12 protein-coding genes are annotated in these 24548 nt (G+C 58.7%); 3 read left to right on the top strand and 9 right to left on the bottom strand.

The window, feature by feature from the left end; translation table 11 throughout:
* Positions 1-24: 24 nt before the first annotated feature.
* From LEPTO7104_RS0128830 to LEPTO7104_RS37550, 3 genes are all read right to left on the bottom strand, one after another.
* Positions 25-330, bottom strand: coding sequence for a DUF4242 domain-containing protein (locus LEPTO7104_RS0128830; RefSeq protein WP_017302052.1), 306 nt, complete (start codon positions 328-330; stop codon positions 25-27).
* A 146-nt stretch (positions 331-476) separates the two neighbouring features.
* On the bottom strand, positions 477-2615 hold the full coding sequence (locus LEPTO7104_RS0128825; RefSeq protein ID WP_017302051.1) for a nickel-binding protein: 2139 nt from the start codon (positions 2613-2615) through the stop codon (positions 477-479).
* Positions 2616-3012: 397 nt separating this feature from the next.
* A complete protein-coding gene (locus tag LEPTO7104_RS37550; RefSeq protein ID WP_155523963.1) occupies positions 3013-3690 on the bottom strand; it encodes a JAB domain-containing protein in 678 nt (225 codons plus the stop codon).
* A gap of 484 nt (positions 3691-4174) precedes the next feature.
* Between LEPTO7104_RS37550 and LEPTO7104_RS0128815 the strand changes: the two genes are divergently transcribed.
* The 3 genes from LEPTO7104_RS0128815 to LEPTO7104_RS44045 all read left to right on the top strand — a co-directional run bounded on the left by LEPTO7104_RS0128815 (position 4175) and on the right by LEPTO7104_RS44045 (position 6274).
* Positions 4175-4852 carry a ParA family protein gene (locus LEPTO7104_RS0128815; protein ID WP_017302049.1) on the top strand — a complete coding sequence of 226 codons (678 nt, stop codon included), beginning with the start codon at positions 4175-4177 and terminating at the stop codon, positions 4850-4852.
* Positions 4845-5825, top strand: coding sequence for a ParB/RepB/Spo0J family partition protein (locus tag LEPTO7104_RS0128810; protein WP_017302048.1), 981 nt, complete (start codon positions 4845-4847; stop codon positions 5823-5825). The genes LEPTO7104_RS0128815 and LEPTO7104_RS0128810 overlap by 8 nt, the downstream gene beginning before the upstream one ends.
* A gap of 143 nt (positions 5826-5968) precedes the next feature.
* Entirely contained in the window at positions 5969-6274 is a 306-nt protein-coding gene (locus LEPTO7104_RS44045; protein WP_017302047.1) for a DUF6788 family protein, read from the top strand.
* Here the strand turns inward: LEPTO7104_RS44045 and LEPTO7104_RS35870 are convergent.
* The 6 genes from LEPTO7104_RS35870 to LEPTO7104_RS0128775 form a co-directional block, all read right to left on the bottom strand.
* Complete coding sequence (locus LEPTO7104_RS35870) at positions 6271-6969, bottom strand: hypothetical protein (RefSeq protein WP_017302046.1); 699 nt, start codon at positions 6967-6969, stop codon at positions 6271-6273. The two genes, LEPTO7104_RS44045 and LEPTO7104_RS35870, sit on opposite strands and share 4 nt — an antisense overlap.
* 892 nt (positions 6970-7861) lie before the next feature.
* Entirely contained in the window at positions 7862-9976 is a 2115-nt protein-coding gene (locus tag LEPTO7104_RS0128795; RefSeq protein WP_155523962.1) for a hypothetical protein, read from the bottom strand.
* Between the two features lie 51 nt (positions 9977-10027).
* A complete protein-coding gene (locus tag LEPTO7104_RS0128790) occupies positions 10028-14548 on the bottom strand; it encodes a hypothetical protein (protein ID WP_017302044.1) in 4521 nt (1506 codons plus the stop codon).
* A 71-nt stretch (positions 14549-14619) separates the two neighbouring features.
* Positions 14620-18036 carry a hypothetical protein gene (locus tag LEPTO7104_RS0128785; protein ID WP_017302043.1) on the bottom strand — a complete coding sequence of 1139 codons (3417 nt, stop codon included), beginning with the start codon at positions 18034-18036 and terminating at the stop codon, positions 14620-14622.
* A gap of 52 nt (positions 18037-18088) precedes the next feature.
* Positions 18089-21550 carry a DUF6603 domain-containing protein gene (locus tag LEPTO7104_RS0128780; protein ID WP_017302042.1) on the bottom strand — a complete coding sequence of 1154 codons (3462 nt, stop codon included), beginning with the start codon at positions 21548-21550 and terminating at the stop codon, positions 18089-18091.
* Positions 21547-24027 (bottom strand): metallophosphoesterase family protein, encoded by a 2481-nt coding sequence (locus tag LEPTO7104_RS0128775; RefSeq protein ID WP_017302041.1) that lies wholly within the window; start codon positions 24025-24027, stop codon positions 21547-21549. Before LEPTO7104_RS0128775 ends, LEPTO7104_RS0128780 begins: the two co-directional genes overlap by 4 nt.
* Positions 24028-24548 lie beyond the last annotated feature (521 nt).

Here is a 24548-nt window from a genome sequence, read left to right as displayed (position 1 = left end):
CCACCCCAGTTCTGAAACGGTTTTCTATAGGCTGGCAGCAGCAAGAATGCGGCTGTCCACTTCTGCCGTAGTTGGATCAACAATCGTGGCGATTTGTGAAATAAGATCAATGGGGAAATTTCCGCATCGAGCATGCTCTCGAATTAGCTCTTCGCTGGGTGCGATATAGATGCAGTAGAACTTGTCGCCTGCAACGTAACTCTGTACCCATTGAATCTTTGGCCCTAGTTGATCCAGAACATTACAGGAGCGTTGAGCGATCGCTTGCAAATCCGCGTTTGACAGGGTGGCGGCTCCAGGAATGGTCCGCTCAATGATGTATTTAGGCATGGTATTTTCCTATCTTTTTTCAGGTTAATGAGTTGAAGCAATGAAACAAGACTGCCTGTAAGCCCAAGGTTTGCTACAGCCTTTCTTGTTCTGGTATCAAAGTATTCAACGACCTGTCCTAAAATCGTCCGGGAATCGTCCGAAAACTATCCTTGAACGACAGTAGCTTTCCACAGTTGGTCAACGGGCTGATTGATTTTGCGGTAGAGCGATCGCACATCCTCCGCCGTGGTCGCTGCAAACACACAGACAAAGCGAGTGCAATCTGGGTTTGGCATTGACACCAGATGCTGAACGTCAAATTCTCGGTAACATCCTTCTTTATACTCTCGACCCGCTTCATACTTTTGGAGGGTCAGGGGCGGGTCGAAATCGCACTCAACGACGATCAGGGGATGCCCTAAGGCAAACGTCGCGGGATCAAGATCTTGCCAGAGCTCGGTTTGCCACACCTGCTGAAACGGCATTTGCAGATCGTGGCAAGCGGCTGTCACGATTTCTGGATCAGGAGTCTGGAACAGGCAAACGGTGCGATTGGTCTGCATCGACACATAGGAGTAGAGCCAGCGGACACCCCGAGCGGACAGACAATCGTATAGCGATTGATTGTGCTGCATCCAGTCGTCATGGGTCAGGGACTGGGGCAGATTAGGAGAGAAGGTGCGGACTAAAATAGTCACTTTTGATGACGGCTGGAGGAGTGCTTCTACCTCGCTGAGACGCTGTTGAGCCAACGCGCTCAGGGCATAATCCTGAAGCTGCTGCTGCAGTTTCACAAACCTTTGCTGAGACTGCTCGATATGACCCATCTGGTGGCTGGACTCAATGATGACAGCCCAAGCCAGGGCGATCGCGCTGGGGTGCTTGACGCGTTGAGCTAAGGCCAGAGCCATCTCCGCTCGATCGAGCGCCTGTGTCCAATCCTCCTGGGTCAGATCCCACTGAGCGGCAATGGTCTGCACATAGGCCAGCATGCGCAGCGAATCGATGCGCTGAAGCTCCTGACAGGCTTGGTCCAGATTTTCAGCCGCCTGCTTTTCCTGCAATAGATATTGTGCTACCGCATTGAGGGCAGCGGCATGGGCCGTTTCACTTTCCTCCTTCGTCTGCGCGGCGGCATGCAGCAATTCGGTACAGTAGAGCCTTGCGGCCAGTGGGTTGCCGGTTTCTAGCTCCAGCATGACCAGATTTATCAGGCTGGCAAATTCGTACCAGTGATGCTGAGCAATCTGAGCCAGATGCCAGCCCTGACGCAGCAGGTCTTTGGCCTGATCGGTATGGCCCTGAAAACGGCGCACGCACCCCAGCCCAAAGGGAATTTCAATCGAAGAGACGCCCATGCGATCGCGAATGGATTGCGCCTCTAATAGCAACGCCTCGGCCCGAGCCATATCGCGCCCCACTTCCACCAAACAAGCGGCCGTACTGGCCAGGTAATTCATCCTGTCGACAGCACTTTCGCTGCCCTCTGGTTTACCAGCTTGGGGCACAGTGCAGGGGGCTATGGCGATAGGGTTCAACGAATCGCCGAGTGTATTGCCCGGAGCCTCATCCAGCAGGAGCAGTTGTTCATAGAGCTTAGAGATATCGGAGCTCGGACTGACCCCCAGTTCTGCTTGCAGCGTCGTCATGCACTGGTAATAGATGCGCAGGGCACTGGCGCGATCGCCCATCTGAGCATGAAGCCGCATCAGGTGAGCATAGGCAGGCTCATACAATGGGTCGAGTCGCTGTAGCTGCTGGGCATAGCCGACAGCAGACCGGGCATTATCCTGGGAAGTCAGGAGAGTAATGAGGGTATCTAAAGCGGCGATCGCCTGTTGGCGTAGTTGCTCCCGATAGGGCACGATCCAGTCGTCATAACAACTGGGCAGCAAGTCTCCCCGGTAGAGCGCCGCAGCCTGCTTTAGCACCTCAGTTTGGACGATGGGGGAAGCGGTATCAGCCTGGGCAATGGCGCGATTAAACGTTACGACATCACACTGAAAATCCTCTGTTGTGACCCACTGGATGGTTTTTGCGTCAATGCGGAGCCAGCGATCAATCCCGGGAATTGCCTGCTTTAACTCATGCAGTCGTCGCCGCAAATTGGCTTTGGCATCGGCGTCCGTCGCATCGGGCCAGAGGTAAACGGCTATCTGCTGCCGAAATTGGGGCGCGTCCTGGTGCAGCAGCATAAAGGCCAGCAGCGCTTGCAGTCGCTCGGAATTTGCTCCCTGAATGGGTACCCCATCAGCAGCCAGGTAAAACTCTCCCAGTAGCCTGACATGAAGGTTGTCTGACACAGGTACTAAGCCGTTAAGGCAATGCTGAAGCGATCGTACCACGGTTTATATAGCCCGACTTTAGAGTATGTAATCGAGCCTTTAATCGCTGTTTCGGCATATCTCCTAGCGTTTAGCGCGCTCAGAAAAGATAGAGTACGCGATTAAGTCTTAGCAGGTAGATCTCGTAGTCCAATTCCTTCAAGCCCACTGGGCGAAAGCATTCTGCTGGCGTCGAGAATTGTTAGGGAAAGTGCACGAATTTAATCGCACCATCTATTCCCTAACAATTGATCGGCCTATAAAAAAACCACTAGACAAGCTCCTCTCATCTCTGGCGGCATAGAATTTAAACACCTGCATGTTGTTCTTGCTCCAAAAAATGCCCCTGAGAGCTTCTCAGGGGTAGTAGGAAATCCTAAGGGACATAGCCCATCCATATCGAGGTGGTTGATCGTAGGGATATGACTTTTCCTTGGGAGACAATCAGGTGATCTAGAACTGGAATCCCTATTACTTTGCTGGCATCCAAAAGCTGACGGGTGAGCGCCAAGTCTTCTGGGCTAGGTTCGACGCTACCGGAGGGATGGTTATGGGCTACGATACAGCGCGTTCCACATGCTTGCAGCACGGCGGAGAAAATGTCTCTCGGGTTTGCTAGAGTCTCAGTTACCGTCCCCGAGGAGATAGTGCGACAAGAGAGCAACCGATGCCTTACGTCCAAGGACGCTACAGCAAATTTCTCGACGGGTTCCCAAGCGATGTACTGAAAGGCGTTGGCGGCTCGTTCAGGAGTATCCAAAACGTCTCCGATCTGAAGTTCCTCCAGATAAAGCTGCCGCCCCAGTTCTAAGGCGGCTTGTAGCTTATGGAGGCGTTTCGCCGTCAAACTAGGCATGCATCCAGACTGGATAGCCATTCGCAAACGGGCTTGGATATTCTGAGGCGTCGCCTTCTCCTCGGGGGACAGTAACGTAGCGATCGCCTGCTCTCCAGCCTTGGGGCAGCTTAAAATCTCACCAATCAAAGTAGAGAAGGTTGTAGTCTCTTGCGTGGCTGGATAGCGTGGGGCAACAACGTGTTTTACAGAGTTCATAGCGTTGCTCAATAGAGTTCGGCTATTCAGGGCGTAAGCAAAAAGAACCTTGCCTCTTGGCGGAGACCAGATTAGGATCACAATTGGCTCCAAAAGAAATAGCCTGGTTTTGAGAAAACTTGCAGGCCGATTTGAGATCTAGTGGCTGAGAGATAACCTGCTGGGCAAATTTCATACACACTGAAACCCTTGCTAGCGGGGAGGTTCAGCGGTTTCCATGAGTTCCCTTCGCCCCAGGCGGCTTCAGCTTAAACAATCCTGTCGCGGGCGCTGCAAGGAGGGCTATGGCTTCAGCCACCTTGGCGATTTACTACCGCTTGGCCTGGCCTGTGGGTAGCGCAGGGTGCGCTCATTAGTCAGCCAGAGACCACCAAAATCAGAAAAACGTTTTTCTGATTTTGGTTCAAATTCATAAATCATCGATACATTAGATGCATTCGAAGCCAACTTATCCTTTAGTGCAGCTCATATCACTGCGTTCTGTATGGCAGTCATTACAATTGCCTCCCATAAGGGAGGGGTAGGCAAGAGCACTCTAGCCTTCCATTTGGCAGCAGTGCTGTCTTTCCTAGACGACTCAGAAGGGCAGGTTCTTGTCATTGATGGAGATGAAAATCGTTCTGTTCTCGGTTGGGCTAGCAAGAACGAGACAGACAGCTTGCCCTTCAAGGTGGTCACTCTTGCAACTCAGGCAAAGTGGTTCCAGGCTGGAAACCGAGCCACCCATATCATTGTTGACACTCAGGCCAGGCCTTCTAGAGACGACCTGCGGGAAATCATCGGTGATTCAGATTTATTGATTATTCCAACCCCAGCACAATCCCTCAGCATAGATACACTTCCTCTTTTTCTTGCCGACTTGAGAGCCCTAGGAGTTACTACTCCCTATACCTTTCTGCTGACGCTTGTGGACTCTCGAACTAAGGACGCTGTAGCAGCTAGAGAGTACTTGAGGAGCATGAACGTGCCTTTGCTTGATGGGCAGATTCGGTTATTTAACGCGTTTCAGAAGGCAGCAGACCAGGGTGTGCTTGTGCGCGATGCCCGTGCAGAGAATGGAAAGCGAGACAGAAATGCAGGTGTCGCCTGGAATGACTGCATGGGTGTCGGCAAAGAAGTTTGGGAAATTATTGAGCAGATGAAGGAGGAGCCAAATGGCTAAATTTTCTAAATCCGGGTGGAACAACGCAAAGATTGCATCGGTAGCCGATACGATGCAGCAACCCTCTACTGAGGGGAATTCCAGGCGTGAGGTTCGCATTGCCAGAATTAGAAAAGGGCGGATGCAGCCTCGTAGCCATACGACAGAGGACCATGTTCAGCAGCTTGTTGCCTCTTTTACTGAGCATGGCTTTACGGGTTCCGTCCCCGTCATCGAGGTATCCGATGATCCAGATTACGACTATGAGTTTGTGGGCGGACATACTACCGCAGAAGCATTGCTGCGCATGGGCAAGTCCACTATCGCTGTAGAGGTACAGCAGATAGAAAGCGACCTAAGGCTGGCAGAATTCTCCTATCAGCACAACGCTGCTTCTAGGCCGTTAAATGCTCTGGATGATACCAATGGCATTATCACCATCGTCCAGGAACACTTTCTAGAGGTCTTTAAGTATCGGCCTAGCGTAGATGAGCTATCGAAGCTGTTTTCACAAATCAGAAGAAAAGTCGCTAAAGTTGATCGCGAAAAAGTCGCTGCTATAGAAGAGGTATGGGAGCGCAACCAACTCCCACTAACCATCGCGTCTTTTTCTGCCTCTAGAATTCCTCTGCTTTCTCTATCAGAGGAACTAAAGGAAGCCGTTACGAACGAGGCGGTCTCACCCAACATCGCGATTGAGATCGGTAAGATCCAGGGCTCCGAGAAGAGGAAACAGCTTTTAGAAACAGCGATCGCCGAGGAGATGACCGTTTTAGAGATCAAAGAAGCGGTTAAGACAGTTTCCAATGAAGTGGCAGTCAACCGTGAAAAGCCTAGATCCTCTAGCCCAATACCTAAATGGAGAGAGACTTACCAAGCACTAGGAAAGCGGCTCCGAAAGATAAACTTTGAGGAGCTACCTACCGAGAAGCAAACGGCACTGCTGGAAGCTCTCCAGAAGGTTCAGCAATTAAGTGACGAAATACTGGCATGAGCTGATGCCTTGTGAGCAGGACGAAGCCGATGTCTGTGACAACAGACGGGCGAGCAGTGGCGGGAGATATTGAGCATCTTACGTGTTAGGGAATATAATGGGGCCTAAGCGACCTGTAGCGTTCCCTAACACTTTATTCGTCTATGAAAAGCCCAGTAGACAACCTCATCCCAACCCTAGCCACCTGGGACTTGAGCGACCTACATGACCTCAAAGCCGCTTTGATTGGCCTGATTGAAGCGATGGAGTCTCCGGCACAAGGAGTCGATGACCCCACTGCCGTTGATCACGAAATTTCGTCAGGAGAGGGAGGCCGAAAACCTGCAAAAGGCCATATTGAGACGAAATATATCCCTCGTGGGAATAAAAGACATGGGCCTTACCTCTATTTGCGCTACTGGCAAGGGGGAAAACTGAGGTCAAAGTACTTAGGAAAGCCCAGCAGCTAAGTAGGTTGGTTGAAAATTGTCGCCATTTCGGAAGAATCCCCAAACACCAGGAGATGAGAACTATAAAAATAGTGATCGCTAGCTTCCAGCTTGAAGCCGCCCAATAATAGGCTGAGCCAAAGCTGCACTAGAGGCCATCCTAACTGCTGGTGCAGCTGGAGAAGTTCTATCGGTTCGGGATGCTGGGCAAACCATCGGCTAATCTCTGCAATCCAAACTTGGATATTCTCTTCATGGGCAACGGCAAGTGCCTCTGCTTTTTGTGCTTCTAGTTCCACTTGGTCGAGCATCTTCAGCAGATTAGCTTTAGGGACTTCTCTTACAACAGTCTCTTCCGATGTCTTAGTCGTTGATGTCTTTTTCCGAGGACGCCGCTGCACAGGAGCAGTCAATTCAGAGAGGTCTACCTGCTGCGTCTGCCTTACCAAACCCTGCAACCAGTCACCTGTCATTGCCGGATCCTGGGGGTCATACCTATTCTCCCAGTCTTCTAATAGCCAATGAGCTTTAGCCTGATGCAGTTCGGCTAGGTGATCAATGACCCGGCTGCTCAGCTTAAGTCGGTCTTGAACGGAAAGGCCTGTGAACGCCGGTTCGAGCTGCTGCCATAGTGCGTGGAGGTCAGCGACTGCGGGCGATTCGGCGGCATCTTCAAAGATATCCTCTAGTTCTAGCTCTAGTTGTCTGAAGTCCATTCGCTACCCTCCATAACCTCAGCAGGCCTGAGGGGACAGTTTTTGATCGGGCATTCTGTCGGTTCTAACCGAATTTCTGGCTCAAACTTAGTGATTCCATATCGCTCGCGCAGCGTTTTTATCACATCTGTCAGATACGTTTGAATCTTCTGATTCCGCATACCGGCACAATGTATGGGGTCAACTTCCAGAACTCGCTGGTTACCCTGCCACACAGAAATCGAAATAGCGTGGAGAGGGGCATCCTGGCGCTTTTGGCGATAGAGGTATAGGTAGGCAACGGGTTTGTGCGTAATCGGCACCGTTAGCCTCTCTGGCGCAGATGCTTCCTGCTTTTGCTGCGTCTCCTGGCTGTATAGGCTACGCCGGGAGGCGTTGTTGTCACGCCGATTCCGATAGTGCGATCGCCGCCGATGACAGCGGTTTTCATCCCAGCAGTTATCCCCTTCTGTTCCATGCATTTGACGCGCTTCAGTCACAGAAAGCTGGGCGCACTCTAAGCATTTGGGATCAATTCGTCTAGGCACAGAGCTTAGTCAACACAGCGGAACTCCAGATAGGGCTTACTTTACCATAGACCGAGAAATATAGTGTAATTCGTAGTGTAATTTAGAGGCTCTACATGGACCACTCTCTACCCCGACCTTAAAGAGTGCGAGGTTTTGTGCGTTTTATAGCCCTGAGCTGCTTCCTCCTTCCGCAGGAAGTAGCGCTCGGGGGCTCCACACTTGCGAGGGAAGATTCCTACTCCCGTGCCCACTTCTAATTTGAGGCTGGGGAGTCTGATTACACTACGATTTACACAACAAAAGTCTAGCTAGCGGCCAGCCACCACCGAAAGCGACATTTCGACCCGTGAGCTGTACCCCGCCCTAAAATGGCGAGGTACAGCTCACACCTCTTCTATCGAGTCAAAGCGCAATCCACTCGATCCTTCGCCGCGCCCGACGGTTTTGCGGCGACCGACCCAAAGGTGGGTTGACCCATCCATCCAGCGGGCGAGGTGATAGCCTCGGGTAACGCGGATGCTCTCCCTGGGCACTTCCTCTTCGTACAGGGTTAGCCCAGGGGAGTCTGGGAGATCGGGGTTCAGAATGGTTCCCCGGGCTTGAACGAGTTCTGCAGCGCCGTCGGCCTTGAGAACGGCACCGCGTTTGAGGCGCAGCCCGTCGTTAGCCTGCACTGGGAGCAGCGGTATCCAGTAGTTGGGCACCGGGCTGGCCAAACGATACTGCAAGATTCCCTCGGAGGGGTTGGCGGCGGCTAGCTCGATGGAGGACTGCTCTAACCGATTCAGGGGCCGCTCCGTTGCGCTCTCAACGATTTGCTCTACGCCCCAGGCCATGTTGGCCATTTCGTCGCGCAGAAACAGCACGTCCTCGATGGGTTTGCCCGCGACGCTGTTGACCAGGGCCGGGGCCAGGAAGAAGGGGTTGGCATCGGCGATCGCCTCTGTCTGACCCGGCTTTGGCCGCGCCGAGAGCTGGAACATCCGCCACGCCGCTGGTGGCCCCCCTAGATCGCTGGCGGCACGAATGAGGGTGCGATCGCCAAAGGTGTTGGTAATCACCAGCGAATCGGTGCGGCACAGCGACCCGACCGGCAGTTCGATCGGAATCACAAACCAGTCGTTGCCGTAGGTGAGGGCGAATTCTATCAGCAGCAGGCGGGCCAGATCCTCTGGCGCGGCGCTGACGGCCCCAAAATCCACCTGGGCATCTTCAAATTCCCAGAAGCGAGGGGAGGGCATCCCCCGATAGGAGATCGGGGCCGGAATGGTGGTGCAGGCCATCGGCTGACCGCCGGGGTCATCGCCTGCGCCCAGGGAGGCCCCTGGATTGAGGGCGAAGTCGTACCAATCGGTGCGCCCGCTGAAGTATTCCTCGGCGGTGAGCACCTGCTCGCCACTGGCCAGGCGCGCTGCCAGCGAAAAGCCGTACTCCATGCGTTCTGGCAACCAGGCCGGATTGGCGGACTGGGGTTCACTAAACAAGGTTTCGTACCACCGGAGCCATTGGGCGGATGTGGCCAGCACCCCTGCCACATCCGCTGGGGCGATTTGCAGGTTCGGCGGTAGCTGTGAGGATCTTTGGGCCTCAGCCAGGGCGACATAGAGCTTGCGCCCATCGGGGACGCGGGCCATGACCAGATCGAGAAAGCTCAGGCTGTCGCGATCGAGGTGCTGGCGCTCCGTCGCCGTCAGTGGGGTAAAGGCGTAGCTGCGGGTGAAGGCGTCGCGATAGCGCTTGGAGAGGGTTTGGCGATCGAGCAGGCGCAAAAACTGCTGCCCTGCTTCGGTGGCCAAGTGCAGCTTAGCGGCTGTTGCTTCCTGGGTTTCCTGGGGTCGAACGCGTTCCCGCTCAACCTGAGTCTCGATCGCGATGGTGCTGCTGTCGTAAGGTTGCCCTGGGGCGATCGCCTGGGCCGCTAAGGCACCGGGATAGTAGCGCGTGCAGCGGGCCGCTTCTCCCTGCCAGTGGGCGGCGGCGGGCGAACCATTGTCTTCGCCCTGAAATTCACCGATTTGCCACTGCCGCGTCATCAGCCAAAGCGGGTCGTAAACCCTGGCTTGCAGGCCAAGGGTCATATCGGCGCTGCGGATCTGGGGTTCTAGCCGCATCCAGGTGGTAATTGACGACGCGGCTATGCTCTGTGGCGGTGGCGGTGTTTGGGGACCAGTGAGCATGACGCTAACGGCATTGGTGCCCTCGATCACATCATGCTCACCGGGGGGAGCCCCTGGCGGAAGATATTGCACCGATGCAGAAACAGATATTTGCATCGGCGTTCCCCCGATCGCATTGCTGGGAACCGCACCTGTGCACTGCCATCTGACACCGTTGACGGTTGCCGCTTGGGCGGCTTGGCCTGCACCGAATTGAACGCTAATTCGGGTAATGCGCTGAAACGTGCCCCCCCGCAAGGCGATAGTGCCTGTAGCGACAATAGTCTCGGCAACTGCATCATTTGCCTGGGGGGTGTTGATATTGACGAATAGTTCTGCCATGGTACTCCTTCCTAGTCGCTGTAAAACGAGACCATTGATAACTGATTTGAGCTATTTAAGTGATGAGAAATCTGTAGCTATGGTTGACTCTGGTGCGGAAACCACGCCGCCTTTGTCGTTGGCGGCAAAGTACAGGGCAGGGAGATAGTGGCCCAGATCCCCCAGGGCCTCTGGGTCAACGGCGCGCAGTCGCGCCAGGTCGAGCGTTTCAAGCAAAACCTGCTGGAGTGAGCCCACCGTCCAGGGCTGAGTCAGATCGGGCGGCACCGCCAGCAGAATGGACTGGGGCGGCGTCGCGTCAGGCTGGTCGTACTGAAAGACCAGGCCGGTGGTTTCGGTTTCGTTGGGCACCACTTCCACCCATTCATCAATCAGCAAGCCGGTGAGGGGCTGGGTTAGGTCGAGCGGGCTGGCCCCCTGCACAATCAGCGAAAATCGGCTGGTGGAGAGCGGTTGCGCTGGCAGCTTAGGCAGGCCCACCCAGCGATCGCGGGGCTGGTAGGGCAGCTGGGCGATCGCCAGGTTGAGCGTTTCGCCGGTGCCCACCGCTTCGGCGTAGAGCAGGGCGATGTTGAGTCGAGCCAGGCCATCGCGCACCCGCGCGGCCCGCTGAAACCAGGTGACGACGGCTAGGGGGTCGTTAGCCTGAATGGCGGGGCTATCGGCCAGAGCCTGGGCTAATTCTGCCGCATTGTCTGGGGTAAAGCGGGGCAGGGCGACAAAGGCGGGGCCAAAGGTGATGCGCAGGCGACTGATCTGGTGATCCCGCTGCTCGGTGGGGGAGGCGATCGCCGCTGGAGAACTGGTTTGCAGGGCCGCTAGCTGGGTCAGGCGCTGGGCCAGGGCGTTGACGATGGCCTGGGCCTGGCCCAGCAGCAGGTCGCGATCGGTGGGGGTTTCGCCTACTGCTGAGAGCGGTATAGCGCCTGCAATGCTGAAATATCCGGCCCGCAGAATGGCGGCGCGCAGGGCTTCGAGGCTGGCGATCGCGGGGGTTTTCAGCAGGCCTTTGAGATCAGACTGGAGCCGAAACAGAGCCTGTTCGCCCTTTTGGGCGCGGCTTTCCAGCTCGGTCATATCCACGGCGATGGCGGGATTCTGCCCCGGCACCGCCAGATCGCTGGCATCAACCCCCCGCGCCCCCGTGATCAGCTGCCGCGCCCGGCGTCGCAGCTCGTTAAATTCGCCGTAGCTGAGATCCGCTGGCCCCCAGTCCGCCGGACGCTGGGGATTGATGCGCAGGGCCGCATCGGCTGAAAACCCCTCGGGCCTGCGCCGAATTTCGTAGAGGATGCGCTGCTCCAGCTCCGAGGGCTGCGCGTCGTGGCTGCCCTCGTCGGCATAAAGGCAGTCAATGGCGGTGATCGGCAGGCTGCCCAACCGCACCTCCTGGGTTTCTAACGCCTCCCCCGTGGCTGGGTCAAAGCGCTCCACTCGGCAGCGCACCCGGCCCGCATTGCCGAGCAGTTTGGCCGCCCAGGTGTTGAGCTGCAAGTCGGCCCCGGCGCGGGGCGATACGGCGGGGTTCATCCAGCCGGGGGCTCCGGTCGGCGGGCCGCTGAACAGCGTGACCAGGCGATAGGTCAGGGCGGTGCCCGTGCGGGGCGTTTGCAGCACATCTAGCTCTGGCGGCGGCGTTTCACCCCGGGCGATCGCCTCCAGGGTGCTGGCGGTGCGCAGCGGGTTGCCCTGCACCGCCTGGTGCACGCTCTCGGCCAGCAGGGCATCACTGACGGCATCTACGGCGTCGGCCAAGCGATCTAGCTCCAGGGGCAGCGCCGTTTGCCCCCGCTGAAACTGAGCCGAATCTGGCGGCTTGGCCAGCGAGGTGAATAGGGCGGGTAGATAGCGATTCTTTTGCCACCGACGCTGTAGGGCTAGGCCATCGACAACGGTGTTGGCGGCGATCGCCGCTACGGGCTGGGCGCTCTGCTCAAGCTTTTTGGCCACCAGGGGCGCGATCTCGCGAAAGTAGGGAATGAACTCCCCCAGCCCAGCCCCCTGCAATCGGCGCTCAAATCGATAGCCCAGCAGCGCTCCCAGCGGCTGCCCCTGACGCACCCCGTCGAGCAGCCAGTTGGCCAGCCGCACCCGCTCCGACGACAGATCGATCGCCAGCAAATCGGCATCTGCGGCGCTGGCGTGGGTCAGGTGGCCGCTGCGCAGTACCGCCACCGTCGCCGCCTGATCCAGAGACGGGGTGTGGGTAAAGCCCGGATTGGCGATCGCCTCATGCAAAGGGGCCGACTCTCCCGGTGGCGGTGTCTCTAGCACCGCTGAGGACTTGGGTTTGAGGTTGGTGACCCAGCCGTAGCCGCCGAGGAGAAGTCCGGTGGGGCTGGCCTGACGCAGCTCGCTTAGCCGTCGGGTGGCGAAGGAGGTGATCCAGGCATCGAGGCGATGGGAGCAGAGATCGAGGCTGCCCGCCAGCTGCCGCTCCAGGGTTGCCGTACTCAGGCCCTTCAGGTGGGTCAAGCTCTGGCGCAGCTCCAGCAGGGGGGCCACCTTCGCGGCCAGACTGGGATCGGTCGGCGGGGCTGACAGGGTGAGCAGGTACCGCCCCAGGGAATCGGTGGTAACGCCGGTCAGGGGCTGATTCAACAAGTCCCACGGGGTCGCCGTGGCGATCGGCAGGCCGGTGAAGCTAGGGGGGCCGATCAGCTCTTGCTCCCAGCGCAGCCCCCAGTGGTTGGGCGACTGGCCGTCGGGGACAAGGAGGGCAACGGCGGTTGTCCAGCACAGCTGTAACAGGCTGTGGCGCAGCAGGGCGTAGAGCAGACTTTTGGGCTTTGGCTCAGGGAATGTCTCGCCGCGCAGGGTGTCGAGATCCGCCGCATTCAGCAGCAGGTCGATGTAGTTGGGGCTGAGCGCTGCTGCCTCTGACACCGCCTCTGGCTGAACCATGGGGGCGTCGAGCGGTCGGTGCCAGCCCGAAAACGTCGTTTCGGCCAGGCGAGGACTGTGCCCATTCAGCCCCAGATCCTGGAGGATGGGGCGGGTCATGCCCTGCTGTTTGTCCCACCAGGCCTGAACATTGCCCGGCTGGAGAGAGGCCCACAGCCGTTCTAGATAGGTGCGCCCGACCAGGTGACGGAGGTGGTAGCTAGAGGAGATCGCCTCCATGGTAAAAATGTCGGCAAAATCTTGATCGGGGTTTTGACTGCGACCGACGCGGGGCACCTGATCTAGGATTTTGTGCCAGAGGCCGCGCAGTTTGATCAGCAGATCTTTCAGGGCCACCTCTGGGCCGATCGCGCGATCGCCGGGCTGACTCGCCCTCGGTTTCCAGCCGTTCAGCGAGGTGACGGGCAAAATACCGTAGGGTTGTTTACCCACGCGCAGGGCGGGCAGGGGGCCACCCGCGCGGACGTATTCGACAAAATGCTGCTGCACCCAGGCGATGTCATCGGCGGTCAGCCCAGTGCGGTTTAGGGCGCTGGGGCCGAGCATCTGGGTGAGAAAGTAGCCGCCCGTGGCGGGCCACAGGGCGCGGTTCATGTGGCGGGCATCGCTCTGTTCCCCCAAGTTGGCATAGGCGAGGTGGGTGAAGGGGGTAGCTTCGCTTTGGCCAAGCCCCAGCGCGGTGGCCAATACCTCGGCATTGGCGCGATCGCCCGGTGGCTCGGTCGCGGGATCGCGATCGGCCAGCCCCCCCTCGGCCTGACCAGCGGAACTATAGCCAGCGGGAGCCTCCGGCGTGTTGTTAGACGGCGTGCCCAACGGCACAAAGCTGAGGCCGTCGCTGTAGCGGTGGGCGTTGAGCAGATCGACCAGCGGCGCGGTTCCGTCCGCCATCCCCGGATCTGGCCCCGTCTGGGTACCAAAGACCAGCAGAATGTCGAATCCCTGAGCCTGCTTGGGGTCGAGCCTCACCCGCAGGCCCATGCCTACCTTTTCAGCCTCCTCAAAATCGACCATCCATTTCATCCCGGCATCAATTCCCAGGGCTGCTGATGGCAGCGATGGCGCTGTCTCCTCAAAGGCGCTGGGGTCTGGCCCCACGGCCAGGGTGGCGGCAATGGGGTTGCCTGTGGCCTGGACGATCAGCTGGCCACGGGCGTAGCCGCACAGGTGCCAGCGATCGGGCAAGGCGCGCGCCAGGGGTGCCCGCGTCCAGTCGTTTACTTTGGTGGGCGGGGCCGGAAAACGGATCGGTTGGGGCAGCGGCTGCTCGTTGGCCACAGGCACGGCGGGGCGATCCTGAGGATTGAGCGGCGTCAGGGCCTGGGCGACCCAGGCGGCGCGGCGGGGGTCAAAGCGATCGCTCAACTGCTGCCAGGCCAGCTGCTGAGCGTTTTGATCATTTCCGGCCCGCCAGGTTTGGGCCCAGAAATGCTGGCCCCAGGTCAGCTCGGCGGCGGTGAGGGCGGGCTCATGGCTGTCCAGATGCACTTTGTCGGGGTAGACACGCACGCGCAGGTCAGCGCCTCCCCCTGGCAGCGGCGAAAACCGGGTTTCTAGCCGCACCGGAAACATCGCGATGGGCTGGGGCGGGCCGGAGGCCAGAGGGCTGAGCAGATCCGGGGTGAGCGGCACCGTGGGAAGCGTGAAGTTGGGGGTCGAGAACGGCATGGTTTGATCTCAGGGCGGGGGCGTCAGGAAGGGGCAAAAGGGAACAGGGGAGCGCAGCCGGAAAAGGCCAGCTATCCCATCGGTCGAATTAGTTCCGACGCGTGAACCGCCACGCGTACGGGTCGCTGCTTGGTGATGTAGGCCATGTGGGCAGCGTTGCGTCCCCAGAGGCCTTTGGCGACGGCGGGCTGGAGCTGAACCGCGCCGACCGCGACATGGGAAAGCTGCTCCAGCGCCGCCGCATCGGGCGCGAGGTGAGCCCAGCTGAGATCGTCCCAGGTGGCTAGGGCGGGTATGTCCGCTGCGCCATCGGTGGTAAAAGAGGCCATATCTAGGCCAAAGCGAGGCTCGCTCGGCTGCTGCTGGAGGACGATGTACCAGCCCAGATTGGCCAGCATTTCCGCCGGGGTCAGGTCAAACCCGATAAAGGTCACGTCGGGTTCGAGGGTGCCGCGAAACAACGGCTGAGCGGTCTGGGCCGGATCGGTGGAGAGGCCTTTATCGGCCCCGTTGGCGACAGCTTTGACGGCATAGATCACCGTATTTGGGTATCGCCGCAGGAGTTCGCTGCGAATCAGCAGTACCAGCTTGCTGCGGCTGGCGGCGAGGGAATTTTCCCCCAGGGCGCGATCGCCCCACTGGTGAATCGGCGAAATGTCGGCAGGGGCATTGGGCAGAGGCGTATCCCAGAAGCGCCGAAAATAGGTGCCGCGCTGATCGCTGGGGTAGCCGCGCCAGAGCAGCTCACGGCCCATCTCTAGGTTGAGACCGACCATAAATGCCTCAATGAATTTGGGATTGGTTTGCAGCAGCTGCACCGTATTCGGCGGCACCTGCTCCAGGCCAGCAAACAGATAGGCCTGGGAAAGATCGCCCAGGGCCTTAGCCATCGCCTGGGGAAAGCTCGGCGCATCCATAATCGGATCGAGGGGATCGCCGACTGGCTGGCCGCTGGCTGCGGTCATGGCCGTGGTGGTGGCGGCGGTGAAGTGGGTGAACACCGCCCTTGGGATGGTCAGCTCAGGGTTGAGGCTATCTAGGGCAGACCGCTGCACATCGGTAGGGGCGATCGCAGCGACGTGATGCGACCTAGCCTGCGGCACCGTGAATGCATGTTGCAGGTAGGTTTGGTGCGCCCTGGCTGCCGCGTAGAACTCCGCAGAGGTAGCTGAGGTGGGCGATCGCCCGCCCAGGTCGGTCAGGGCAGCCAGCCGAAACAGGTCATGCATTTGCACGTCACTGGCGCGGACGCGTTCCCAGTGGGGATTTGCGCCCTCGACCCACTGATACCCGCCGTGGTTAGGTAAGCGATCGGACACGGTATCTATGGTCACCGCGCCGCGACTGAGCGACACAATCTTGCCCGCTCGCCCCCAGGAGGCCGCCCCATCGACCAGGGTAAACGCCATACCATCCACGGTTTTGCCCACTAGCCCCACCGCTTGGGCAGGCACCTCCAGGCGCGCCCAGCCACCCACCACCGGAAATCCCGCCATCCGCCGCCGGTTGTCGGTGCCTTCTACCCCCCAGCCAGTCGCGTCGGGGCCGATCGCCCGCCAGTAGGCGCGGTGATTCCAGCCCATGTCGCTGTGCCACTGCAGCATGATCTGGCTCGGCGTACTGGTCAAGTCGATCCAAATGTAGGCGAAGAGTCGGTCGCCAGGGCTAATCTCAAGGGTGTCGGTGGCGTTGTCAAAATAGTGCTGGCGCAGCCCCACAACAGGTTTGGAATGGTGAATGCGCGCCCCGCTAAATGGCGTGGGCGTAGTCGCGACCCACTGCCAGGTGTCACCGCCATCGGCGGCCAGGGTGGCCCCGGCAGGGGTGTTGTCATCCATCCAGGTAATCTCCCCGGCCCCGTTAGGCTGGCGCACAATTCCCTGGGTCAGGGGCTGGTTGACCGCCGCGATCGCCGCCGGGGTAAACCCGATCTGCCTGCCGCCCGCCTGGGTCAAGGGCCGATTGATTGGGCCGCGCGGTCTAGCCAGGCGACGCAGGGGCGCTGAAACGACGCTGGTTGAGCCGACCGATGCGGTCAGCTGCTGGGCTAGCCGCATGGTCGCCCCAGAGCCATTGGGCAACTGATTGGCTCCTCGCGACTCCACCAGCAACTGCGCCTGGGCCGGGGCGACGATCTTGAGCAAGGTTTCTGCCGAAAATCGGCTAAAGCTTTGGTAATAAACCGTGTTGACCGCGCGGCTGAGCTGGGCCTGACGCAGGCGCTGGTTAACCTGCTGAATGTCGCCAAGCTGCTCCCAGGCGGCGCTCATCAACGCTTCCTGCTGGGTCTGCACAATGCGGGTGCCCAGGGCCGCCGCGCTGCGGTAGCGCGGGTCCAGATTTAGCTCATCCAGCCACGGGGTCGGCGCGGGGGCCGAGCTGAGGCTAACGGTATGCCTCGCGGCTGGCCAGCTGCCGTAAATCGGCGGTGCCACTAAGGGATCTTGAGCAGCGCTGGTTTGGCTGGCGAGTTCCCAGGGGCGATTGAGCAGGCTGGCGAGGGCGGTTTGAAACGGCAGCCGCACGGCCTCGGGCCATTCATCGGCGGTTTGATCAACCACCCGCAGCGCCCCCTCTAAACCCAGGGTGGTGCCTGGCGGGGGCGCAGGCGCGATCGCAAATCCAGGGCGGCTGATATCCATAGGGCGTTTGCCCACAGTGGGGGGCAGCTGGCGCGGCTCCAGCCGCCGCACCAGGGCCTCAAAGTCGCCGTCGCGGTCTCCGGTGCGAAACTCCCAGCAATAGTAGACGGGCAGGGTGATTTCAGCGGGGGCCTGGGGGCCAGAGGCCCAGGCGGGCTGAAGCTGCTGCTCATCGGCGGGGAGAATCGGCAAATTTAGCCCCGCCCTGCGGCCCACCTCAAAGGTCGGCACCACGCAGGCTATGTAGTCGGTGGCGGCATCCAGGCGGCGGGGGCAGAGCAGCCGCGAAATCGATGCCTTGGGCTGGGTGGCGATCGCCCGCTGCATCTGGCTTTTCTCCACACCCGTCAGCTGGGCGTGGGCCCACAGGTGCGACTCTGAGAGATCCGGCAGCTCTACCCTGGGCTGGGCCGGAGCCTTGATCACCAGCACCGGCTGAGGCCGCTCGCCCATGGGCCGCAGGTCTACGCCCGGCTGTTTGCGCACCACCACGAGGCATAGCCAGGGCCGCAGCCGCCCCTGCCCGTCGCCCTTGGCCGGGGTAAACAGCCAGGGGAAATCGGGGCGATCGAATTCAAGGCAGGGAAAGTAGTTGGGCTCAAAGTCGGTGGTGTAAGGCCGGGGTTCAACCCGCACCACCTGCTGGGGATCAAAGCCCGTCACCTGGCCGGGGCCAACCAGGCGGACGGTTTTGGCCAGGGTCTCAGCGTTCACCACCAGCTTGACCGGCAGCGAAACAAAGGCTGGCTGAGCGGCATTGAGCCTGTCGATCGCTGGCTCCGGCAGGTACGCCGCGATCGGGGGCTGCACCCAGGGCAGGAAGATTTGGTTTGCGGTTTCAGCCACGGCACGGTACCTCACGTTGGCGGTTAGCTCGGCGGTTATTTCTGGCGGTTACTTACTGGCGCTGTGTGCGCGTCAGCATCAGCGCCCTGGCTTGGGCTGGCCCCTGCTGATTTAGCCTGGTCAGGGCCTGAAACGACTGCGCATAGGTCATCACCTGGCCAATCTCAGGCTCAGGCGGGGTCTGGGGCGATTCGTCGGCGATCGCCGCTACGGTCCACCCCGGCTGGGCCAGCGCATATTTGCTGCTGGGGGTGGGGCTGTCCGGGCGATACTTGGCGGTGCCGGTGTGGCGCACGTCGCTGAGAGCCACTGCGCCAAAGGACAGCTGCTGGCTGAGCAGGGCGGCGGGGAGGACGAAGGGCTGGGCGGGTTGCGATCGCCCCAGGGATGGATCACCGCTGTCGCCCAGCAGGACGGTCTCGAAGGCGATCGCATCCGCTTCAATCAGGTCGGCCTCGGCCGGTAAAACGACCCCGTCCGCGCCTATCTTGACCCCTGCCATCATCGACTCAAACGCCGGGGCGGCCAGCTTTTCGGCATCGGTCAGGGCCAAAAACTGGGAGGGCGCAAACGAATCCATCACCGGGGTAAACCCCACGGGTTGGTCGTGAATGCTCACGCTAGTAATGTGGAAAAACCGGATCCCGGCAGGGTTGGTATGGCCAAATTTGGCAATCTCTAATTCCAGCGGCACCACCCGCTGCGCGATGGAAAGCTGACCCAGCGGGTGCAGCAGGGGCTGATCGGCGAGTTGAGTTTCGCGCAGCGTCACCAGGCGGCGCTCCCGCTCCGCCAGCTGGCCGCCCCAGTTTCGCGCGTCGTTGAGGGCCGCCTGTAGCTGCGCCATCACGTCAACGGCCACTAGCGGCGGGGGCGGCTGACCCTTAACCAGGGTGACATCAAAGCCAATCGAGATATCACACCAAAAGATCTCAAAGGTGGCTTTGCCGCGCACGTGCAGAGGGCGTGGCCCCGCCAGCTCTCCGGCTACTTTGACCTTAAACAGATTGGTCGAACCCCGCTTGAGCTGCACCGAGGCATAAAAGCTGGCCACAAACCCAAACGGATCGAGCTGAATCAGCACGTCGTAGCCGATTTGCCCTAGCAGGCTAAAGCCGTGGGAGCGCACAAACAGCTCGGCCCGAGCGCCAAACTGCAAAGTATTGGCAGTAATCGCCAGATAGGCGCTACAGCGCAGTCGAAAATCCTCGGTATCGCTCAAACTCAGGGTGATGCGCTGGAGGGCCGGGAACCCAGAGGGGGGCTTGAACGCTGGATGAAACCCGCCAATGGACAGGGCAAAGTTGGGCGAGCTGCCCCAGTTGAGCCGCATGGCCATGCCGCCCGTCAGCGGAAACTGATTCAGCAGCCGCGAGTCGTAGAGCACAGCATCGAGCGCTACAATACCCTGATCAAAATCGAGCACGCCTAGGGCATTCATTTGCAGGCGAATCAGGCTGTTTTGCTCAGTCGGCAAATTGGCCGAGACGCGCCCCAGGATAATCAGGCGCGTGCGATGCCCCAGCTCTATAATCAGCGCCAAATCCAGCTTCAGCAGGGTTGGCGTGCCCCAGCAGATCTGCACCGCCGGGCCAAACAGATAGCTGCCGCTACGAGGCGGAAAAGCGGCGTTTAAGGTGCCAAAAATCTGGGCCGCATTGCGAATTGGGTCTTGGGGGAAGAGCAGGTGGCCGAGGGTTTGATTTTTGATGCCGTCGCGCAAAAAGGCTTCGTTGCAGGTGCGATTGATCGCTAGCAGCCCGCCGATCGCGGTCAGGGTAAAGCCCAGCCCCAGGGCGATCGGGGCAAACTCCTGCGCCGTGATCATCACCACCAGCGAAAATCCTTTCGCGCCGTTGGGCAGGCGGGTGGTGATTAGCCCCATCGCCGTCAGCGCTATGCCCCCTTCCAGGTTGAGCTGCACTATCCCGGCGTACTGCTCTTTTTCCGGGTCAAAAAAGAGAAACCCGCCCCCCGTCACGACCGTCGCATCGATCGCCAGGCCCACGCCCGAGGGTGGCTTAAAGCCCAGCGCCAGATCCAGGCCGCCGAGATTACCTCCCTGTTCTGGCGAGGTGACTGCTGCGGCGATGCCGACGCGATCGATCAGCGCCTGCACTGGCCCAATCGACAGTCCCATGCTGATCGATACCTCAGCCCGCAGGCTAGCATCGCTAGTGGATAAGCCCAAGTGGCTTGTGGGCACAAACAGCCCGTCGCCAATGGATAAACCGACCGGCAGCGTAGCATCAAGGCCGCCCGCCCCGCGTAACGTCAGGCCCCGATCGCTTGACCACGCCAGGCCCAGGTCAAAGTTAATCGGCAAACCGTCGGCTGGCAAAAAACTGCCCAGGAAACTATCGGCATCGCCGGGCGCAATTACGATCGCCGCTGAAGATACCTCGGCCAGCAGCGAGAGCGCCTGCTGCGCCTCCGACAGCGCGGTATCTAAGGCAAATCGGGTGCCGCCCAGCTCAATCCGGGTGCCGTCCGCCGCCCCAAATACGAATCCGGGTTCGCCATCCAGCCCGATGAGCGTTGCCGAGAGGTGGCCCAGAACCTCATTGGTCTGATCGCCAGCCAGCAGGGTTAGACCGTGGCGACCATAGGCCACAACCTCGACATCGGCGGTGAGTTGCAGCTCAATCGTCCAGCCGCCAGATAGTTTCGTCGATGTCAGGGTGCCGAAGGGGCTAATCACCAGCCCCAGATCGCCGCGATCGGCGGCTGAGAGGGTGAGGACAATCCCGGCTTCGGCAGGAGCACCCGCCAGCTCATCTTCGGCATAGATAATCAGCGCCTGCTCCAGGAATGGCGCGGCATCGCCCAGCAAAGAGCGATCGTCCGGGTCGAAGCCGTAGCGGCATGGTATGTGGAGCTGACGCAGCACGTGCAGCAGCAGCGGAAAAAGCTTTTGGGCGATCGCGCTGGCATCCTCGGCGGTGGCCAGGGCGTTCCCGTACTCGCGACGCAAGGCCGCTGCCGGATTCCGCAGCAGGTTCAGCAGCCGATCAAAGTGGAACCGATCGACGCTGAACGCCCGGCGCACCAGCTCCCCATCCCGCACGATCGCGGCCCTCGGCTCGATCGCCTCAGCCAGTTCATGGACGGCCAGCAGGGCCGCGACGCTGCGCAGAAGCGGATGCCACGTGAACAGGTAGTTGGTAACCAGTCGGTCAGCCAAGTCCTGACCGAATCCAGCGAATTCAGCGGCAGATCCGGTCACAGTATCCAGCGCTTTCAGGGCTACAAAGGCCTGACGAGAAATGTCGAGCAGGGCGGCGATGTCGCTAAGAGAAGGGGAGGGCCGTGCTGAAATGGTGTCGATCTGGGTTTTCAGCGTTACGATCGCGTTCAGCGCGGCCAAGAGCGCATCGCGATCGGCCTCTGGTATCGACAGGCCCACCGAAGCCACCAGCTGATCGAGCAGCTCCGGGTCATCCACCACGCTGTCTATCGGGGCTAGAAACTTACCGATCTCCCGGCTCACCAGGTCGAGCAATGTGTCGCTCATGGCTCTACCCTCGCCTTAATGTCGGGAAACTCCGGGTCTGTTGGGCTGTTGATGTCGAGCCGCACGGCATAGGTTGTGGACTTGAAGGGGCCATCCTTATCACCCTGCCAGTGCACAATGTAGTTGACCTTACGGCTTTCAGGCCCCCCCCAGTCGAGCCTGATCTCCCCGAAGTTATTGACGCCGACAACCTTGGGCGGGTTTTTAGTGTTATAGACCCGATAGTGCTTGAGGGCGCTGTTAAACGTCCGCGCTGCGGTTTTGCGCTGCTCAGGAGATGAGCCAACCGGCAACGGCGAAATAGCAGGGGCAGGGACTGAGTTAATTCCTGTAGTCGGCCGCAAATAGTCGAACCGATAGCGATAGTGAGCCGCTTGTAGGAGATCGACTGTGCGAGAGCTAAATTTACCAGAAAGCTGTTCTTTTGTCGGGGATACATCTACTGTTTCCCTATCAACAAAAAGCGGCATCCGCATCGCCCCTAGCGAGACTTCGCAGACCTTTTCACGAGCTCCCTTGGGAAAATTCCAGCCGACGTAACCCTCCGTCAAAGTATGTCGAATCATTCTCTGCGTGACCCATGGATGCGGTGCTGCGTAATAGCCCTCACGCTGGAATCGGGTGGTATCCTTGTCCTGCTTCTTGAACGAACTGGTTACCAACTGGGCAATAACGGCTGTAGCTCCTCGGGGTTGAACGTCGTCTTCATATCGCTTTGTTGCTCGGTACATGATGCGCGAGGCAAAGCTGAAATGAACATCACCCGAGAGCAGAACGACAGCGCCCGCATGTTGATTAGAGGTATTGATCGGCAGTTTGCTGGTCAATGCAACAAGTAATCGATCAAAAGATACCGAGGGTAGATCCCAGGCTTCGTAGATATCTGGAAAGTGTGTTGAATGGTTGGAAAGCCAGTTATGCCTAGTGGCCGCCCGAATTGGCTGCACAGGGGGGGCATTGGTGGTGAGGACGACAAACAGTAGGCGATCGCCGGTGTCAGGAGTATCCAGAATCTGTTGCTTGTACTGATCAGTTTGCTGGTTCCGGGTCAGCAGATGCGTGCCGTTAGCCTTCTCTGGAAACGATCGCCAGGTGCGGGTGTCAGTGAAGATCACCTGATGGCCCGGCCCCTCGACCGAAAAGTTGTATTGCAGTGCGTCGGCCTCATGAAAGACAGCGCTGTCATCACGTTTTTTCACCGCCGCTGCGCTGTGAACTCCAAGTAGCTTACGGATGTCAGGCGAACGATTAGCGTAGTCCGCAGCCTTCTGGTCAAAGCCATTTGGAATGGTGGGCTGGGGTGTATCGATCAGCGCCAGCAGGGTAGCACCGGGATGCCTTGAAACAACAGAATCACTGGTTTCAAAGTCTTCGGGGACGTTACCCCAATGCTGGCAGAGCGAGTAGGCGACTAAACCATTTTGAACGATACGCAGGCCGAGATCACTGCCATAGACATTCTGACAAAATTCTCGAGTCATGTTCCAGTCGTCAGTCACTTCATGATCGTCGAAGATCATGTAGCTGGGCACATTGGCGAGTAAACGACGAACCTGAGGTAATGTGCCACGAAAATTTTGTAGTGATTTATTTGCCGTATCAATTGCCTTGCGTCGAGACTTTGACAGACTAAACTTAGCAGCAAGCTCATCAAAAGTAGGTACTGTTGCCGTTCCCGCAGGCCACAGCACGTCTGACCAAACAAAGAGATACATGGCCAGGTACTCCCCTAGGCCAAAAAGGTGGCAGCGTAGATCCTCTGAAGTGAATCCGGCCTTTTTAAGAAGTTTCTTACGCAGGTCTGGATGCAGGTCTGTCACCGGCCGCTGCGTGTTTGCTGGCATCGAGCTTGGATATTGCTCAGTCCAGCCCAAAAGAACATCGCCTGCGTCTGATAGCAAGAGTGACATAGCTTCAGAAACATCATCGGCATAGATTTGGTCACCCGTAAGCAGCAGTTGATGGGGCCGTGCATAGGCATTGTCAGCCGATTGCTCAATCAACTTATCAATGAAAGGCAGCATATCTGTGCCCTCGGCGTGCGGCTTCCGGCACGAGCCTTGCACAAGCCGCAGTAGGTTGAGGTCTTTGGGCGGCAGCGCAAAACTCGGCAGCGTCCACGGCGGATAAGCAAGCACGACGTTTGGAGCAGCCGTCGCCAAGTTGCAGCTGAAATTGTCGTCGAAGTTAAAGGCTAAATCGTAGCGATAGACAATACCCTCTGTGATTTCCTTAAGTGGTGGCAACGGGGTTGCTGTCACTGCAACTATGTGCAGATTTTTGCCGATCGCAGCGCTGCGCCGCTTACCCTGCATCACCTGAACGCCTTTGTCGTCTTGCACAGTCAGGGTCACCGTCGCCCCAACCCGCATGGCTAGCCACACCGTGACCGAGGTCGGTGTTGCTTTGCGTAACATCGGACCAGCTAGTACCAGTGGCTTTTTATCAATCGATTTCGCCAGCGATTCCCAGGGCATAAGCTATCCTCCATGCTGATTTAGTTGGAGTTGGCGCGTCACCCGAGTTGCGGGTTCTTCACTTAAGACAACGGCAAGGCGAGCTTCTAAAGCACTAGGCATACAGACTCCTGGCATCCGCATTTGATGGCATCGAGAGTGTCGCTATACCTCGCACCCATACCTTTGATGGCTTCGGTTCCTCTAGTCGAGAAACTGCTCTTCTCTGTGATCGTCATAATGGTCTTTCTTTTCAGTTGTAACTAGTGACGGGCAATGGATAATGATGGGCGGCAAGAAACACCGCGATCGCTCAAAAAAACTCCGGGTTGAGTATGGGATGGCGAATGATCTGGGCGATCGCCTGTAGACTCCTTAACCCGATATGAAACACCAAGATAGGTCAGTGTATTTTCCTCTAACGGGTTGCCAAGCCGCTGGGTGAAGCGCGAACTGGCAACATAAGAAATGCAGCGATGGGTCATAACCATACGAAATACGAACTAATCTCCTAATTTGTGAACTGAAGGCGTAAATCTCCA

Origin of the sequence: Nodosilinea nodulosa PCC 7104, from assembly GCF_000309385.1 — a bacterium.
Lineage (GTDB): Bacteria > Cyanobacteriota > Cyanobacteriia > Phormidesmidales > Phormidesmidaceae > Nodosilinea > Nodosilinea nodulosa.
This window is presented reverse-complemented; position numbering and strand designations above follow the sequence as displayed.